This is a genomic window from Desulfuromonas thiophila (genome assembly GCF_900101955.1).
Lineage (GTDB): Bacteria > Desulfobacterota > Desulfuromonadia > Desulfuromonadales > Desulfuromonadaceae > Pseudodesulfuromonas > Pseudodesulfuromonas thiophila.
On record NZ_FNAQ01000007.1, the window covers coordinates 36498 to 54413 of the forward strand.

Annotated in this window: 11 protein-coding genes; 8 read left to right on the top strand and 3 right to left on the bottom strand. The window is 57.8% G+C overall.

The features are described 5' to 3' along the window. Nucleotides 1-491 precede the first annotated feature (491 nt). Nucleotides 492-2072 carry a Fic family protein gene (locus BLR80_RS07635; RefSeq protein ID WP_092078172.1) on the top strand — a complete coding sequence of 527 codons (1581 nt, stop codon included), beginning with the start codon at nucleotides 492-494 and terminating at the stop codon, nucleotides 2070-2072. A 22-nt stretch (nucleotides 2073-2094) separates the two neighbouring features. Here the strand turns inward: BLR80_RS07635 and BLR80_RS07640 are convergent, their stop codons facing one another. The 3 genes from BLR80_RS07640 to BLR80_RS07650 all read right to left on the bottom strand — a co-directional run bounded on the left by BLR80_RS07640 (nucleotide 2095) and on the right by BLR80_RS07650 (nucleotide 6204). Beyond that, entirely contained in the window at nucleotides 2095-3837 is a 1743-nt protein-coding gene (locus BLR80_RS07640) for a carbamoyltransferase family protein (protein ID WP_092078175.1), read from the bottom strand. An 83-nt stretch (nucleotides 3838-3920) separates the two neighbouring features. After that, nucleotides 3921-5357 carry a lipopolysaccharide kinase InaA family protein gene (locus tag BLR80_RS07645; protein ID WP_143012109.1) on the bottom strand — a complete coding sequence of 479 codons (1437 nt, stop codon included), beginning with the start codon at nucleotides 5355-5357 and terminating at the stop codon, nucleotides 3921-3923. 1 nt (nucleotide 5358) lies between these two features. After that, entirely contained in the window at nucleotides 5359-6204 is an 846-nt protein-coding gene (locus BLR80_RS07650; RefSeq protein ID WP_171906366.1) for a lipopolysaccharide kinase InaA family protein, read from the bottom strand. Between the two features lie 351 nt (nucleotides 6205-6555). Between BLR80_RS07650 and hldE the strand changes: the two genes are divergently transcribed. The 7 genes from hldE to BLR80_RS07685 are packed head-to-tail and all read left to right on the top strand — an operon-like array spanning nucleotide 6556 to nucleotide 17856. Next, a complete protein-coding gene (gene hldE / locus BLR80_RS07655) occupies nucleotides 6556-8016 on the top strand; it encodes a bifunctional D-glycero-beta-D-manno-heptose-7-phosphate kinase/D-glycero-beta-D-manno-heptose 1-phosphate adenylyltransferase HldE (protein WP_092078184.1) in 1461 nt (486 codons plus the stop codon). Nucleotides 8017-8046: 30 nt separating this feature from the next. Continuing rightward, a complete protein-coding gene (locus tag BLR80_RS07660) occupies nucleotides 8047-9525 on the top strand; it encodes a mannose-1-phosphate guanylyltransferase/mannose-6-phosphate isomerase (protein ID WP_092078187.1) in 1479 nt (492 codons plus the stop codon). Next, nucleotides 9503-10303, top strand: coding sequence for an ABC transporter permease (locus BLR80_RS07665; RefSeq protein WP_092078258.1), 801 nt, complete (start codon nucleotides 9503-9505; stop codon nucleotides 10301-10303). Before BLR80_RS07660 ends, BLR80_RS07665 begins: the two co-directional genes overlap by 23 nt. Beyond that, nucleotides 10303-11520 (top strand): ABC transporter ATP-binding protein, encoded by a 1218-nt coding sequence (locus BLR80_RS07670; RefSeq protein ID WP_092078190.1) that lies wholly within the window; start codon nucleotides 10303-10305, stop codon nucleotides 11518-11520. The genes BLR80_RS07665 and BLR80_RS07670 overlap by 1 nt, the downstream gene beginning before the upstream one ends. Continuing rightward, a complete protein-coding gene (locus BLR80_RS07675; protein ID WP_092078193.1) occupies nucleotides 11520-12782 on the top strand; it encodes a class I SAM-dependent methyltransferase in 1263 nt (420 codons plus the stop codon). The genes BLR80_RS07670 and BLR80_RS07675 overlap by 1 nt, the downstream gene beginning before the upstream one ends. Then, nucleotides 12770-16570 (top strand): glycosyltransferase, encoded by a 3801-nt coding sequence (locus tag BLR80_RS07680; RefSeq protein ID WP_143012110.1) that lies wholly within the window; start codon nucleotides 12770-12772, stop codon nucleotides 16568-16570. The genes BLR80_RS07675 and BLR80_RS07680 overlap by 13 nt, the downstream gene beginning before the upstream one ends. Continuing rightward, the gene (locus BLR80_RS07685) at nucleotides 16567-17856 is read left to right on the top strand and encodes an FkbM family methyltransferase (protein ID WP_092078198.1); all 1290 of its coding nucleotides are present in this window, start codon (nucleotides 16567-16569) and stop codon (nucleotides 17854-17856) included. The genes BLR80_RS07680 and BLR80_RS07685 overlap by 4 nt, the downstream gene beginning before the upstream one ends. The last annotated feature ends 60 nt before the right edge of the window (nucleotides 17857-17916 follow it).

The following is a 17916-nucleotide window of genomic DNA, read 5'->3' on the forward strand; positions in this document are numbered from 1 at the left end:
TGGATTTATCCATGGGGAGGAAACGCCGCTCCGCCGTCAGGCGGAGGGCTTGTGGTGGTAGCCGTAGCCGTCGGCCCGATGCAGACGGCGGCAATGTTGCTTAGCAGGATGTTGAAAAAGTCCCATCCGGGGCTTTTTCAACGACGCAAGCCGAAAATGCGATTTCCGTCTTACTCACAAAATCAATCCATTACGAAGTAATGATTGATTTTGGTCGCCCGTCCATGGGCTCCAGCAGGCTGTTTTTCAACAGCCTGTTAGACAACTCGCTGCTATCAATCTATCCTGATAGAAAGATAACTTGATAGCAGCGAGCAAGAGCCAAATGCTAGCAAGATATCTCGATAGCTGGCTAGCAAAAAACTGATAGAATGCTCAACAGATAGCGCTGAGAATAACATGAAATTTTATCGCGAGCTGAAATGGCATTTTACGATTTTTTGTAAATATTTGCTGTCGTTTTCGACCGGGCGGATGTGGTTTTCGACACAATGAAGATAGAAAATACAAATATCCAAATGGTCCAAGAATCCCTCGTGCCGAGGGAGAGCCGTTTAGCGGGCTGGGCGGCGTTAGGGACCGCTTTGTCTATTGAAGCCCCACTGCGACACCTCTCATGTGTTTCAGAAAAGTTTGTCCGTGGCAGCCGGAAGTCGGAAAGGGAATGGACCGTTTTCGACAAGCGCTATTGGCCAGGAGAAACCTTCGCCGATCATCTGACCTTTGCTTTGCGTCACGAGCCGCTTGACCTTCTTCTTCTGGTGAAGATTCTCAGAGTCGCGCCCCGAAAGCTCATCACGGATTATGTCCGTAATGCCCCGAGCGGTCAGCCGAATCGTCGCATCTGGTTTCTGTATGAGCATCTTACCGGACAAACCCTTGATCTTCCCGATGCCGAGCAGATAGCAGCTATCGACCTTCTTGACCCAAAGGATTATGTCACGGGGCAACCCGCTCTCTCGAAACGACATCGTGTTCGCAACAATCTCCTGGGCGTCCCCGGTTTTTGTCCCGTCATCCGACGAACACAACGCCTTGAAGCCTTCATGGCAGCCGGGTTGGACAAACAGGCGAGGCAAACTATCGGTCGAACGGGAGGACATTTGGTGGCGCGGGCTGCGAGCTTCCTTCTTCTGGCGGACAGCCGGGCAAGTTTTGCCATTGAGGGTGAGCGTCCGCCGCGCTCACGCCTTGAACGCTGGGGCCGGGCAGTGATGCAGGCCGGTCGGCATCCTCTGTCTCTGGATGAGCTTCTTCGGCTGCACGCAATCCTGATCGAGGATACACGATTCGTCCATGCGGGCCTCAGGCCTGATGGGGTTTTTCTCGGAGAAAGGGATCTCACAGGCGACCCTTTGCCCGAGTTTATTGGCGCCCGGCCGGAGGATCTGCCGGCCCTTATGCAGAAACTTATTGAGGCCAATGACAGAATGCGCCGGGATGGGATTGATGCGATTCTGCAGGCTGCGGCCACCGCCTTCGGGTTTGTCTATATTCACCCCTTTCAGGATGGTAACGGCCGCGTTCATCGCTGCATCATTCATCATGTCCTGGCGGAAAGAAACTTTACCCCAGCAGGAATGGTTTTTCCCGTGTCGGCGGTCATGTTAGACCGGATTGGCGCTTATCGCAAAACCCTGCAGCTCCATACCGCGCCAATTATGCCGTTCATCGACTGGATGGCTACCCCCGCAGGCAATGTCATGGTTCTGAATGAAACGAAGGACTTTTACAGATACTTTGATTGCACAGAGTCCGCCGAATTTCTTTATGAATGTGTCCAGCGAACCGTGAACCAGGATCTGCCCCGTGAAATCGAGTATCTGCGACGTCATGACGAAGCCATACAAAAGGTCATGGATACCGTTGAGATGCCAGACAACCTCGCCGACAACCTGGTTCTCATGATTCTGCAGAACAACGGCAAACTGGCAAAACGTCGCCGGCAGAAAGAATTTGAGGCCTTGACTGACGCCGAGGTGTCCGCGCTTGAGCAAATCGTTCAGAGCGTGTTTGAAGGATTTGCAGAAAATTCCTGTTCAGGAACCAATCCAGACGCTGTTCCCTGCTAGGCGCGCAGCGCCAGGCGTCCCTTTATCCGTTTTTCTCCGCCTTGGTCACCAGAATATCCTCCAGCACCAGATATTCCAGATCGCTGCCATAGAACATATTGAGGGCGTCCTCGGGTGAACAGACCATGGGTTCGCCGCGCCGGTTGAGGGATGTGTTGAGCACCACGGCGTTGCCGGTGAGCTTCTCCAGTTGCTCAATCAGGGCGTAATAGCGCGGATTGGTCGCCTGTTCCACCACATGGGCGCGCGAGGTGCCGTCTTGATGCACCACCTCGGGAATGCGGTCTTTCCAGGCGGGGTGGACATCGAAGGTGAAGGTCATGTAGGGCGCCGGATGGTCGGTCTGCAGCACCTCCGGCGCGATGCGGTCGAGCAGGCTGGGGCAGAATGGCCGCCAGCGCTCGCGGTATTTGATCTGTGCGTTGATGCGGTCGGCCACGCCGGCCACGCTGGGACAGCCCAGAATGCTGCGGCAGCCCAGTGCCCGAGGACCGAATTCCATGCGGCCCTGGAACCAGGCCACCGGATTGCCCTCGGCCAGTAGCTGTGCCGTGGCGGCGCAGACATCGGCTGGGCGCTGCCACTGGGGCCGCTCGGGATGCGCTTCGCAGGCGGCAATGCACTGATCGGTGCAGTATTTCGGTCCGAGATAGACATGGTGCAGCGGTTCGACCGCGATGCCGGCCAGATGGGCGGCGTAGGAGGCCGCCCCCAAGGCGGTGCCGGCGTCGGAAGCGGCCGGCTGGACGAACAGCTGCTTCACATAGGGCAGGGCCATAATGCGCTGGTTGAGCTTGACGTTGAGGGCGCTGCCGCCGGCGAAACACAGCTGGCCGGTTTCCGCCAGCACGTCCTTGAGGTAGTAATCAATCATCTGCAGCGCCAGATCCTCGAACAACTGCTGAACGCAGGCAGCATAGTCGATGTAGGGTTCATCGGCGTTATCGCCCTGGCGTTTTGGCCCCAGCCAGTCGATGAGTTTCGGACTGAAATAATAGCCCTTGCCGTTTTCCTTGTAACGTCGCCAGCCGACGGTGTTGACCAGACGGGTGTTGACGCGCAGCTCGCCGTTTTCGAAGCGGGCCAGGCGCGAAAAATCGTATTTGCGCGGGTCGCCGTAGGGCGCCATGCCCATCACCTTGAACTCGCCGTCGAGCATCTCGAAACCAAGGTATTCGGTCAGGGCGCCGTAAAGGCCGCCGAGGGAGTCCGGGTCGTAGAATTCCTTGATTTTGTGGATTTCGCCATTCTCGCCGTAGCCGAAGAAGGTGGTAGCGTATTCGCCCTTGCCATCAATGCCGAGAATGGCGGTTCGGCCTTTGAAACCGCTTAGATGGTAGGCGCTGCTGGCGTGAGCCAGATGGTGTTCCACCGGCACGAAGGCCACGGTTTCCCAGCGGATGCCCAACTGGGCCAGGGTTTCGCGCACATTGGCGACGTTACGGCGGTAATGGCGGTTGCCGTTGACCAGCGCCATCAGTGCCCGGTCGGGCGCATACCAGTAACGTTTGGCAAAATGCCAGCGCTCCGGCCGGTCAAGGCCGATGGCAGCAAAGGGGAAGGCGACGATATCGACATCGCGCGGCTGGATGCCGGCAAATTCCAGACAAAAGCGGGCCGATTCCAGCGGCAGGCGGTTCTTGGCGTGTTTGTCGCGGATGAAGCGTTCCTCTTCCGCCGCGGCGATCAATTTATCGTCGATGTAGAGGGCGGCCGAGGGGTCATGGGTGAGGGCACCGGACAGGCCGAGAATGACTTTGGACATACAGCGAAACTCCGTGAATTGCGGGCGTCGGCGGAAAAAACACATCCCGCCGCCGGCGTTAAGACGATTTTAAAGGTTGGCTTTCAGGGCAGCAGCCGGTCGAAATGGCGCCGCAACGGACTCTCGACCGGCCAATTGCGCAGAAAACGCTGCCGGTCGGCGGCGTAACGGCGCAGGAACAGCCAGCGCCAGCGGTATTCGGTCAGGGCGTCGAGATCGATGACCTGCACGGTATTGCCCTGCAGCAGAAAATTGCTGGCCTTGCAGTCGCCGTGACGGATGCCCAGCTGATGAAACTGGCGGAACAGATCGACCAGGCTGGTTATCCGGCTCTGCTGTTGCGGTAATTGTGTACCGTCCAGCTGAGCCGCACTCTCGCCGTCACACCGGGCCGTCACATAATAGCTGCTTCGCCGCCACAGGCCAAAGCGTTTTTCCAGCAGGGCGATGGCCTGGGGCGTGGCGATGCCACTGCTGACCAGGCGATGGGCATTGCGCCAGCTGATCAGCGCCCGGCTCGGCCGCAGGCCGCGGCTCAAGCCGTGCCAGAAGCCTTTGATGTTGTAGCGCTTGATCACCCAGTCGCCTGCCGCCGTGGTGACCCAGGCCACGGTGGCGCTGTTGCCGTCCTTGTACAGTGGCGCACCTTGCACAAAGGCGTCGGGGTCGTGCAGAAATGCCTGCAGAGCTGCGCTTTCGGCATCGCGGCGATAAAGGGCCAGCTGGCTGAAACGCTGTTGGCGGACGAATTCGCTGCAGCTGCGGCTGGCTTTTTTGACGTAAGCCTGCCGCCGCCGGCGCCGGGCCCGATCCAGCAGAGGGCGCAGCTGGGCGGCAAAGTCGGCCGCCAGCGGTTGCTGGCGTGCCAGGCCATAAAGCGGCAGAACCTCTGCCAGTAAACCATCATGGCGGCAGGGCAGCTGGGCCAACAGCAAGGCCAGATTGTCGCGGCAGAGCCGTTCCCTGAGGGGGGCACGGCGCTGGCGGATACCATCGCCATCAATGGCGTAAAGCCTGCCGTTGCTCAGCAGAAAATTTTCCAGGTGCAGATCGGTTTGCAGCAGCCCCTGGTGATGGCCCTGTCCGATCAGGCTAATCAGCTGCCCCAGCAGCGCCAGCCGTTCGCTGTCACTGGTGGCCTGTTGCCAGCAGGCTAGCGCGCTTTGCGGTTGCGGCAGATGCTCGAACAGCAGGACCGGGCTGCCATCCACCAGCAATCCGCTGTAGCACAGTTGCGGCGTGGCCAGGCCGGCCCGCTGCAGGGCCAGGCACCCCTGCTGTTCGCGTTGCCAATAGCGCCGTGCCCGGCGGCCGCAGAAGCGCTTGATCACCACCGCCTGCTCACCCCAGTGGCCGGCAAAGACCTCGCGCCGGCCTGGCAGCTGACGTAGCAGGGTGTTGGCCTGCAGCGGTGGCAGGCCGGTATCGGCAAGCTGAAGCGGTTGTGGCAGGCCGGTATCGGTGAAGTCGGCCCGGCGGGGCGGGCCGCAGCGCTGTGTGTCTGAAGCGGCAGCGGGCATGTCAGGACTCTTTTTCATCATGAAAGAACGCCAGCACCCGGCCGATCTGCTGTTTGCCGGCCGCATCAAGCCGTTCAAGCTTACGGTAATGCAGGTAGAAGCGCAGTCGCCGGCTGCGGCTGAGGTGCCGCCGGCCGAGTTTGTCGAGACAGGCCAGATCCTTGTCGGCGCCGCGTTGACGCAACCAGCCGAAGGGATGATGTCCCAGAGGGCAGTCGAAGAACAGCACCCGCGGGCCAGTGCCAGTACCCAGCCCTGTCGCCGAGTCGTCATCCACTAGCAGAATGTTGCGCCATTTCAGATCCCAGTGGACAAACCCCTGATGGTGCAGCTGCCGGCTGTAATCGGCCACCTGCTGCAGCACCCCTTCGAGCCAGGCACGCTGGCGAAAAAGTTGTGGCTGCTGTTGCGCCAGGCTCGCCAGATCGCGGGCGCCGACCACCTCGGCGGTTACCAGCACGGCCTGGCCCCGGCCAAAGGGCAGGCGGCCGCCCAGCCAGCCGGGCCGCTGCCAGCCGTAGGCCACCAGCGGCGGCGTCGGTATGCCGAGCTGGTCGAAATACCGCAGGTTCTGCCATTCGCCCTCGGCCCGGCTGCGCCCCAACCAGCGCCGCAGCCCCTTGCCGCGCCGCTGATAGCGTTTGACATAATAGGCCGCTGCAGCCCCTTGGGTGCGGATCAGAGAGCTTAAGGGATCGGCTGAAATCGCCTGGCCTTTTAATTGCAGACAGTGGCAGGCGCTGGCAAAGGTCTGCCGTTCGTCCGGCTGGCCGATAACCTGCCAGTGGGGCTGTGGCCGCCAGAGGCGTGCCAGGGCAGGTTGTGAAAAAAGATTTTTCCAGTTCACTGGAAATGTCCTCTTCTGAGCGTGTTGGCCCGTGGTGGTCCGAGCGGTTCGGTCCCTCTGGCCAGGCTGAGCTAAAATATGCCATTATGCCTGCATCGCTTTTCTATGGCCAGCCAGATTTCACGACGGCGTAACCCCGGCCACAGGCCTGGGCTGACGGCGCAGCACAAAAGTTTTGCTGTCGGCGGCCAGCTGGTTTAAGATGACCAGCATTGTTTGTCGGTCCGCCCTCTGTCAGCGCGGACCTGTTTTTTGCGCCCTGTCTTGGCGGCAGCACTGCGTTTGGTCGTGCAGGGCCGCCGGCGCGGCAGGAATCGATTCATTACGACGCCATCAACGGAACAGACCTTCATGACTGCCGAACAGCTGGAAACCTTTCTCAAGCGTCTGCCGCAGGTGCGTGCCCTGGTGGTGGGCGACCTGATGCTTGACGAATACCTGTGGGGCCGTGCCGGCCGCATCTCACCTGAGGCACCGGTGCCGGTGGTCGAGGTGCTGCGCGACGATCTGCGCCTCGGTGGTGCCGGCAACGTGGTCAACAATCTGCGTGTGCTGGGTTGCCCGGTGGCGGTCTGCTCGGTGGTGGGCGACGACGAGGATGGCCGTTTTCTCTGTGAGCGGCTGCGCCGCGCCCAGGTTGAAACCGGCGGGCTGTTGTTCGACTCTGGCCGCCGTACCAGTCGCAAGACCCGCATTCTGGCCGGTCATCAGCAGATGCTGCGCATCGATCGTGAGAGCCGCCAGCCGTTGGACGAGGCCACCGAGCTGGCTCTGTTGCGGGAGATCGGGGCCCGCCTGCCCGATTGCGATGTGCTGTTTCTGTCCGATTACGGCAAGGGGGTGCTGACCGACAGTCTGCTGGCCGCTGTCATCGCCCTGGCGCGCCAAGCCGGCCGGCCGGTGGTGGTCGATCCCAAGGGTGACGATTACCGCAAGTACCGGGGTGCCACCCTGCTTACGCCCAATCGCAGCGAGGCGGCCCAGGCTGCCGCTATGGCCATTGCTGACGAGGCCAGCCTGGCCCTGGTCGGCGCGCGGTTGCTGGCCGAGGCTGATCTCGCCGCCTTGGTGATTACCCGCAGCGAGGAAGGCATGAGCCTGTTCCGGCCCGACCAGCCACCGCTGCACCTGCCTACCCGTGCCCGCGAGGTGTTCGATGTTTCCGGCGCCGGCGATACGGTGCTGGCGCTGATTGGCGCGGGCCTGGCTGCTGGTCTGGCGCTGGAACAGGCGGCCGGCGTCGCCAACCTGGCCGCCGGCGTGGTGGTCGGCAAGGTCGGCACCTCCACCGTCAGCCGGCAGGAGATTCTTGAAGCCGCTGGCCTGACTGATGCCGACAGCAAGATTCAGGATGCCGCCGCCCTGCAGATCGTGCTGCGCCGGCTGCAGCAACTGGGTCGCAAGGTGGTGTTCACCAATGGCTGTTTCGATCTGCTGCACGCCGGTCATGTCAGCTATCTGCAACAGGCCCGCGAGCTTGGCCAGGTGCTGGTGCTGGGACTCAACAGCGATGCCTCGGTGCGGCGCCTCAAGGGGCCGAGCCGGCCGCTGGTGGCCGAGCAGGATCGGGCGACGGTGCTGGCGGCGTTGGCCTGTATCGACTATGTGGTGCTGTTCGATGAGGATACGCCCCTGCGTCTGATCGAAACTCTGCGGCCGGACATTCTGGTCAAGGGTGGTGACTATCAACCGGAAACCGTTGTTGGTCGTGCCCAGGTGGAAAGCTGGGGCGGCCGGGTGGCGATTCTACCCTTTGTCGATGGTCGTTCGACCAGCGGTATTGTCGCCAAGGTTCTATGTCAGCACGCCTGAAGTCCAGGCTTTACGTGCGATGAAGGGAGAATAGCGATGTTGATTCCCGTGATCCTTTCCGGTGGTATCGGTGCCCGGCTTTGGCCCGTTTCACGCCAGAGCCAGCCCAAGCCCTTTATGCAGCTGGCCGACGGCGAAAGCCTGATACAGAAAACCTTCACCCGCCTCGAAGCCCTCGGTGACCTGGCCGAGATCCTGGTGGTGACCAACCGCGACCACTACTTCCAGACCCTCGACGCCTATCAGGTGCTGCCGCTGTCGCAGCGCTGTGGCCTGCGTTTTGTGCTTGAACCCTGCGGCCGCAACACGGCCCCGGCCATTGCCCTGGCCGCCCTGCAGGTTGCCGAGCTGTATGGTGACAGCGCTCAGCTGCTGGTGCTGCCGGCAGATCATCTCATCGCCCGCACTGCCGATTTCGCTGCCGCCGTTGCCCTGGCGCGCCAGCTGGCCGCGCGTGACTATCTGGTGACCTTCGGCCTCAAACCCCAGCGGCCCGATACCGGTTTCGGCTACATTGAGGCGGGCGAGCCCTTCTGTGACTGTGCCGCCCCTGCCGGGCTGGAGGCCGCCGCCGTAAGCCGTTTCGCTGAAAAACCCAGCCAGCACAGGGCCGAGGAGTACCTTGCCAGCGGCCGTCATTTATGGAACGCTGGCATCTTCTGCTTCAGTGCCGGCGCCTTGCTGGCCGGCCTGCAACGTTATACGCCGGATCTGTTTGACGCCGTCAGCCTTTGCTGGCAGCAGACCCGTCGTGATATCGAACCGCTGCAGCTGCCGGCGCCCCTGTTCAGCGAGGTGCCTGATATCTCCATCGACTACGCCTTGCTGGAGCGGGCCGACAACGTCGCCGTGATCCGCTGTGATCTTGGCTGGGACGATGTTGGCAGTTGGGATGCGCTGGCAGCGCAACTGCCCGCCGATGCGCAGGGCAACCGGCGCGAGGGTGCGGGCGAGGTGCTGCTGCACGCTAGCCGCAATTGCTATGTGCGCAGCGAGGAGCGCCTGGTCACGGCTGTCGGGGTGGAAAATCTCATTATCATCGACACCGCTGACGCCCTGCTGGTGCTTGATCGGCGTCACTGCCAGGACGTCAAGGTCCTGGTCGATCAGCTCAAACGCCAGGGTCATCCCTGCTACCACAACCATCGCACCGTTCACCGGCCCTGGGGTACCTATACGGTGCTGGAGCAGGGCGAGCGCTTCAAGATCAAACGCATCGTTGTCAAGCCGGCTGCCAGCCTGTCGCTGCAGATGCACTACCACCGCTGCGAGCACTGGGTGGTGGTCAGCGGCACGGCCCGCATCATCAATGGCGACAAGGAAATGCTGCTCTGTACCAATGAATCGACCTATATCCCCGCCGGTCATCGTCACCGGCTGGAAAACCCCGGCCGGGTGCCGCTGGTGATGATTGAGGTGCAAAGCGGCGAATATCTTGAAGAAGACGATATCGTGCGCTTCGACGATGTTTATCAACGTGTCGGAAATACTATTTATGAATCTTGTTAGAGCTCTTTGGCAGTATCGGCAGTTTGTTTTCGGTAGTGTCAAGCGCGAGTTTCAGCTCAAATATCGTAATTCAATGCTTGGTGCGGCCTGGACCCTGTTGCAGCCCCTGGCCATGATTTTAGTCTATGCGCTGATATTTTCGCGGGTAATGCAGGCGCGCCTGCCCGGTGTTGACGGCCCCTTTGCTTATAGTATCTACTTGTGTGCAGGAATCCTGGCCTGGGGAATGTTTGCTGAAATTCTTGGTCGGGCGCAGAATATTTTTCTTGAGCAGGCCGGATTGATCAAAAAAGTCAATTTTCCACGCATGACTCTGCCTTTGATTGTTATTTTTTCGGCATTAGTTAATTTTTTGATTGTTTTTGGGCTTTTTCTGGTTTTTCTGTTGGTGGTTGGACAGTTCCCCGGCTGGGTGATTCTGTCCTTGTTCCCGGTGTTGTTCATCCAGATTCTTGTGGCTATCGGACTGGGCATGATCGCCGGGGTTCTTAATGTTTTTTTTCGTGATGTCGGACAATTGATCGTTATTGTGTTGCAGTTCTGGTTTTGGCTGACACCGATCGTTTATCCCGCAAGTATTTTACCGGCTTCGCTTCGTTCTTTGCTGGCATACAATCCTATGGCAGGGCTGATCGCTGCCTGGCAGGGTGTTCTTGTAACAGCCGTATCGCCACAGTGGTTTTCTTTGCTGTATCCGGCGCTGCTGGGGCTGGTGCTTTGTGCCTTTGGTTTTCATCTGTTCCGGCGCCGATCCGCTGAAATGGTGGATGAATTGTAATGGCGGCCATTCGCGTTGAGAATGTTTCGAAAGCTTACCGCTGCTATGCTGGACGCTGGTCTCGCCTGCTGGAATGGACACTTCCCGTCCTTGGCGCGCGTCACCAACAGGTTTGGGTGGTGCGGGATGTTAGTTTTTCGGTTTGGCCGGGAGAGGCCGTAGGAATTGTCGGCATGAACGGTGCCGGTAAAAGTACGTTGCTCAAGATGATAGCCGGCACCACGGTGCCCACGCATGGACAGATTTTCCTTCGTGGCCGAGTTGCTGCTCTGCTTGAATTGGGACTTGGTTTTCATCCCGATTTCACCGGGCGCCAGAATCTTTATATGGCTGGGCAGCTGATGGGACTTTCCAGTGATTTTATTGATGCCCAGATGCCTGAAATTGAAGCGTTTGCCGAAGTCGGTGATTATCTGGACAAGCCGGTAAGAGTCTATTCGAGCGGCATGCAGATGCGCCTGGCTTTCAGTATTGCAACAGCTCAGCGCCCGGATATCCTGATAGTTGATGAAGCTCTTTCCGTAGGGGATAGTTATTTTCAACATAAAAGTTTCGACCGGATTCGGCAATTTCGCCAGCAAGGAACAACTCTTTTGCTGGTTTCACATGATAAAAGCGCTATCCAGTCGATCTGCGACAGGGCGATTTTGCTCCATGAAGGCAGATTGGCCCTCGAAGGAGAACCCGATGCCGTGCTGGATTACTACAACGCCTTGCTGGCGCAACGGGGAGACTATGAACTCTGGCAGCAACGACAGGAGGGGGTAACCCGAACGTTCTCCGGTACCGGGGAGGCGTGCCTACTGCATGTAGGTTTGCTTGACGAGAACAACCGTCCCCTTGATGTCGTCGCGGTCGGCCAGAGGGTCTGTCTGCGGATTGTTTTTAGAGCGCAGGAAGCACTTCCCGAGGTTGTTCTCGGTTATCAGATCAGGGATCGTCTTGGTCAGGCAGTTTTTGGCACCAATACGGCTTATCTCAATCAGCCGTTGTACCATCTCGCGAAGGATGAAACGGTTGAGTACCGGTTTTATTTTGAGGCGATGCTGGGAGAGGGTTCCTACACGCTTTCCGTGGCGTTACATACCAGCGAAAGCCATGTCATGCATAATTATGCCTGGCATGATATGGCGTTGATGTTTTCGGTGGTCAACTCAAACCAGAAACGTTTTGTCGGTGTGGCCTGGCTGCCGCCGACCATGGAGTGTTTGCGGTAATGGCGGTGGATTTTTACCGGGTATTTGAAGATCGCTACCGGGGTTCCCGGCTGCTTATAAAAGAGCGGCAAAAAATCTATCTTGAATTTGTCGCGCCTCTGAGTCGTTGGCAACGTCCCCTGCGTTTGGTGGATCTGGGTTGCGGTCGCGGAGAATGGCTGGAATTGCTGCGGGAGCAGGGTTTCGAAGCATTGGGGATTGACAGTGATGATCAGATGCTGGCGGCCTGCCGTGAGCGGGGACTGACGGTTGCGACAGAGGATGTTTTGGACTGGCTGGTTCGGCAGAGCGAAAACAGCTGTGACCTAATCAGCGCATTTCATCTGGTGGAGCATCTTGCCGTGGAGCGGGTAGATGAACTCGTCTGCCAGAGCCTGCGTGTACTGCGTCCCGGGGGGCTTTTGTTGCTGGAAACACCAAATCCTGAAAACCTGTTGGTTTCAACCCACCTGTTTTATCTCGATCCGACACATCAGCGGCCATTTTCCCCTCACTTGCTGGCTTTTTTGCCGGAGTTTCATGGATTCGTGCGTACGCGTATTCTGCGACTGCATGGCCAGGAAGCCGATGCTGGTGCCGTCGTTCGGCTGCAGGATGTTTTGGAAGGAGCCAGTCAGGATTACGCTGTGATAGCTCAGAAAGCTGCCGCGACAGGAGTCCTAGAAGCGTTCGATGGGCCTTTTGCCATGGTGGATGGAATTGATACCACCACGCTGGCACAGCGGTATGACCAACAGCATTTCGCCGGTCTTCAGCAGGTGGACGAAGGGATACGGCAAATGCTTGAGCGTGAAGCTCTGTTGCGGCAACGGTTGCAGGCGGTGGAGCAGCAACAGCATTCCTTGCGACTGCAACTGGACCGGCTCTCTGCCCGTCGCAACTGGGGCATTTCTATCCGGTTGCGCGGATTGGCGGGCCATTTACGCCACCGAGCAGGTGCCGGGCTTTGGTTTTTTTTGCGGCGGAGCGAACGGGTTCCCTTCGTCGCTGTCTGGTTCTGGCGAGTAATGGGTCTTAGCCCTCCATTGTTGGCTCATTTGCGCTGTTTTGTTGCCTGCCGAGAACGGAATCGAGAGGTTTCTGTTGCTGCAGGCACCGCGCCCAAGTCAGAGAGGGGTGTTGAAAAAGAACCATTGCTCGATGAGCGACCGTTTCAGCAAGCCGAGGAGGCCATGCCAGCATCATTGTGCTTTCATGATGGTATGAGACAGGCTTATGCCCGGCGGCGCTCAGCCAAGGGAGCCGATGCGTGCGAATCCTGATAGATTTGCAGGCCGCTCAATCCCAGAGTCGTTTTCGGGGGATCGGTCGCTATAGTCTGGCTTTTGTCCGGGCGCTACTGCAGCAAAGAACCCAGCATGAAATCGTTATAGCCTTAAGCGGTCTTTTCCCCGAGACCCTTGATGCGATTCGTCTCTCTTTCGCTGATGTGCTTGCGCCCGAGCGATTACGGGTCTGGTATGCTCCCGGTCCGGTGCGAGAAGCGCAGTCCGTTAATGCCTGGCGTCGTGCTGTGGCGGAATTGACTCGTGAAGCTTTTTTGGCGGAGTTGCAGCCGGATGTTGTCCATGTTTGCAGTCTGTTTGAAGGCTTCTATGACGATCTGGTCAGCAGCGTTGGCTGCTGGGATCGTCAAACCCCGGTATCCATTTCCCTTTATGATCTGATTCCACTGGCAGAGGCGGAGCTTTATCTCAAGCCAGACCCGGCCTATGCTGCGCATTATCAGCGAAAACTGATGTTTGCCCGGCGCGCTTCCTTGTGCCTGGCAATTTCTGAACATACCGCGATGCAAGGACGGGAGCTGCTTGGCCTGGATGCCGAGCGGATTGTTAATGTCTCCGCTGCCGCCGACCGCATTTTCCGGCCCGTTTGTTTGTCTGATGCTGAAAAACAGGGATTATGCCGGAAGTTTGGCCTCGATCGTTCATTTGTTCTGTATACCGGCGGCGGGGATGAACGTAAAAATCTCACCCGCCTGCTGCAGTCTTTTGCCCTGTTGCCTCAAGCGATTCGGGATCGGTATCAGTTGCTTTTAGCAGGAAAGGCCCTCGAGGATCGCATTGAGAGGCTAACCGAGATCGGGCGCGACAATGGTCTTTTGTCTGATCAGCTGCGCTTTGCCGGTTATGTGGATGAAAAGGAGTTGGTAGGACTCTACAACCTCTGTGATCTGTTTGTGTTCCCCTCTTTGCATGAAGGATTTGGGCTGCCGGTTCTCGAGGCGATGGCTTGTGGTGCGCCCGTGATAGCGGCCCAGACAACCAGCCTGCCAGAAGTACTCGACAATCCAGCAGCCCTGTTTGATCCGTCTTGTGTTTTCAGTATGCGGGATAAGCTGTGTCAGGGTTTGACGGATACAGTGTTTCGTGAACAACTCAGAAAGGCAGGATTACAGCGGGCGCGGCAGTTTTCCTGGCAGCGTACAGCGGAAAAAAGCCTTGCGGCCTGGGAAACACTGGTCGAACGCGGCAGGCACAAGGGTCTTGCTTTGGGTGCGACATCACAGCCCAGACCACGCTTGGCCTTTGTTTCTCCCCTGCCGCCGCAACAGACCGGCATAGCCGATTACAGCGCCCGGCTATTGAAGGGGTTGTCACGATACTATGCCATTGAGCTGGTGGTGGCGCAAAAGGATGTCGACCTTCGGGCGATCGGCTGTGATCTGCCGGTGCGAGACGTTGATTGGTTGCTGGAACATGCCGCAGAGATAGATCGAATCGTCTATCAGTTGGGAAACTCTCCGTATCACAGGTATCAACTGCCCCTGTTGCAACAGTTGCCGGGAGTGGTGGTGCTGCACGATGTGTTTCTCAGTGCCCTGATGGCCTGGCGTGAAATTGAGGGACAAGAGAGTAACGCCTGGGTCGAAGCGCTTTACCGTTCGCATGGCTACATAGCCGTACAGCGGCGTTTTCGTGATGCCGAAGGGGCTCGACAGACCTATCCGGCTGGTTTTTCAGCGATTGAGCAAGCCCAGGGGCTGATTGTTCATTCCCGGCATGCGCAGGATCTGGTTCAGCGCTGGTATGGGGCGCAATGGGGACGTCGTTGTTTGCAGGTTCCCCTTGTCTGTGAGCGGCCGGCCGCCATAGAGGAGGAGCGTGCCTCTGCCAAGAAAAGGCTGGGATGCCGGGCAACGGACTTTCTGGTCTGCAGTTTCGGGTTTGTTGCGGCGACCAAACAATGTGACCGGCTTGTGCGCTGTTGGTTAGGCAGCGCCTTGGCTCGCGACCGACGTTGTCATCTTGTTTTCGTTGGTCAGGTTGATCAGGTCTCATATGGCGGTATTTTGCGGCAGCTGATTTCGGCTGCCGGCATGGATGAACATATTCATGTGACCGGTTATGTCGCCACGGAATCTTATCGGGACTATCTTGCCGCTGCTGATCTGGCGGTTCAACTGCGGACGGATTCGCGAGGTGAGACTTCGGCTTCCCTGCTGGATTGTCTGGCGGCGTCCGTTGCCGTGATTGCCAACGCTCATGGTTCCATGGCGGAAATGGATGCGCAAGGACTCTGGTTGCTGGCTGATGAGTTTACCGACCAGCAGTTGGTCGAGGCGTTGGAAACCCTTTGGCGTGACCCTGACAGGCGTCATGAGCTAGCCCGACGTGGCCAGTCAGGCATTGTTGCCCGACACCAGCCTGAACAATGTGCCTGTCACTATGTTGAAGCAATCGAATGGTTTTATTCCCGGCCGTTGCGACCACGGCACGGCTTGCCTGCCGCCATTGCTGCACTGGAGGGGCCTGAGCCGGAAGTGGCTGAAATTCTGACGCTTGCTGCTGCACTTGAGCAGACTTTTATTCCATGTTTGCCCGATTCCTGTCTGTTTCTTGATGTGACTGCTACCTGTAAACAGGATCGCCGGACCGGCATTGAGCGGGTCGTTCGTTCTTTGTTGCTGGTTTTGCTGCAATCACCTCCGCCCGGCTGGCGTGTCGAACCGGTGCGGTTGCTGTGCTGTGAAGGCACTTGGCAGTACTGTGCCGCTCGTCGCTACAGCTTGGAATTGCTGGGCTGCCCGACGACGGCTCTGCCCGATGGGCCTGTTATGCCCGGTCCCGATGATCTTGTCATGACCCTTGACCTGTCGGGCGACGCTCTGGTGCAGGCGGTGCAGTCAGGTTATTATCGCCAGCTCCGTGCGCAGGGAACGCGACTCTATGCCCTGGTTTTCGATTTGCTGCCGGTGCGCAGTCCCCAATGGTTCCCACCGCAGAGTGCGCAGTTGCACCAGTCTTGGCTTGAAGCGATAAGCACCTTTGATGGCGCACTGTGTATTTCCGCAACGGTGGCTGAGGACTTGCGGAACTGGCATGCCGCTGAAAAAAAGACCATCGACCTTGACCAGCCTTACCGCATCGACTGGTTTCATCTCGGGGCAGATCTTGACGCAGGCGTCTCTGGTGAGGGTTGTGCGGTGCAGGTCAGCAGGCTGCGGCAGCGTCTGGCCCGCTGCCCCAGTTTTCTGATGGTTGGAACGGTTGAGCCCCGCAAGGCCTATTTGCAGGCCGTGTCGGCTTTTACCTGTTTGTGGCAGCAAGGGGTCGATGTCAATCTGGTAATTGTTGGTCGGGAAGGCTGGCGCGATCTGCCCGAAGCCTTGCGGCGCGACATCCCGGCGACTGTTCAGTGTCTACGTCAGCATCCCGAAGCAGAACGCCGGCTGTTCTGGTTTGATGATGCCAGTGATGAAACGCTTGAGTGGCTTTATCAGGCGGCGGACTGTCTGCTGGCTGCGTCCTACGATGAAGGCTTTGGTTTGCCCTTGGTAGAAGCGGCATTGCGTGGTTTGCCGGTGCTGGCTCGCGATATTCCTGTCTTTCGTGAGGTTGCCGGTGATTGGGCTTGCTATTTCACTGCCCATGACGGGTGTGCGTTGGCCGGAGTGATCCAGGATTGGCTGGCATCGCAAGACCCGGGGCCGCAGTCTGAGAGCAGGCGGGTCGCGATTCAGACCTGGCAGCAGAGTGCGGGGAATCTCCTGACGTTTTGTGGCATTTTGCGTTCGGAACCTTGCGCACAGAGGGAGCAGGCAGATTGAAAAAAAAGATTCAGGTTGCAGAAAGAACCTTTCAGGTTGAATCGGATGACCAGTATCTGCAGCAGATGTCTGATCCTTTCGATCCGGCGCTGGTGGCTTTGTTATGGGCGTTGGTGCCACGCGATGCTGTCGTGGCCGACATCGGTGCCAATATCGGTTTGACTGTCTTGGCACTCTCGCAGATGGCGCGGGAGGTGCGGGCGTTTGAGCCGAGTCCGACAACCTTTGCTTTTTTGCAGCGCAATCTGGCGTGTTCCGGCGTGGTCAATGTCCATGTGAGCAATATCGGATTTGGCGCTGAATCAGCGCAATCGACGATTACTTTCGCTGCCAATAATCGGTCTGGGGGGTACGTCAGCACAAAGATTCGCCCTGAGAAAGATCATGTGACTGAGAACATAGTGATAGAAGTTTTTGATGTTTATTGTAAAAAAAATAATTTTTTCCCTAGTTTTATTAAAATTGATGTTGAGGGCTTTGAACTTGAGGTTTTATCTGGCGCAAATAAATTTATTGCAGAATACAAGCCAGTTGTTTTTTTTGAAATGAATCATTTTTGTCTTAATGTCTTGCACCGTGTGACGGTTCCAGATTTTATCGACAGCATAAAGAAAATATTTCCTTATCTTTATGCCATTGATCATGATAATTCTTCAATAGTTGATCTCTACGATCAAGAACTTTGTTACCGGGTTATGTATGAACATGTTGTAAACCATCGTTATCCCAACATTGTAGGGTGTTTTGATGCCTCAGTGCGGAATCGTCTTGCCAGCCTTGTTTCTGTGCCCGTAGCACAGGAAGCGCCGCCTTCCTCGTCTTTCCATTGTTTTATCAGCAGTAGGGATGTGTTGCGGGCAGCATGGCGCCGACTGAGGCATTTGTGCTGTTTCTGGAGACCGAAAATTCGCAACCCCGAAGGGATGTTGCAGGTAAGTGCCCTGCCTTCTGCCTGCCTGGCAGGAGAGTTGCTCGAAATTCCGTTGCGGGTATGCAATTCAGGGATGCAAAGTTGGTATGGTGTGGGCAGGTATCCGGTGCGGTTGAGCTATCATTGGCAAGATGATGCCGGAGCCAGCGTTGTCTACGAAGGATTGCGTACCCCTCTGCAGCACGACCGAATTAGTCCAGGTACAGAGGTTACAGAACGGATCCGGGTTCTGGCGCCGGATCAACCGGGAGTCTATACCCTGCAGCTGACCCTGGTGCAGGAGGCCGTTATCTGGTTTGAAAACGGTAGTTTTCGCAGTTGCTTTCACACGATCAACATCCTGCCCAATGATTGAGCCCGGCCGGGAGATTTGCTGCCAGGCTGGGACTGGCGCATCGCGCAGGCTCTGCAACTT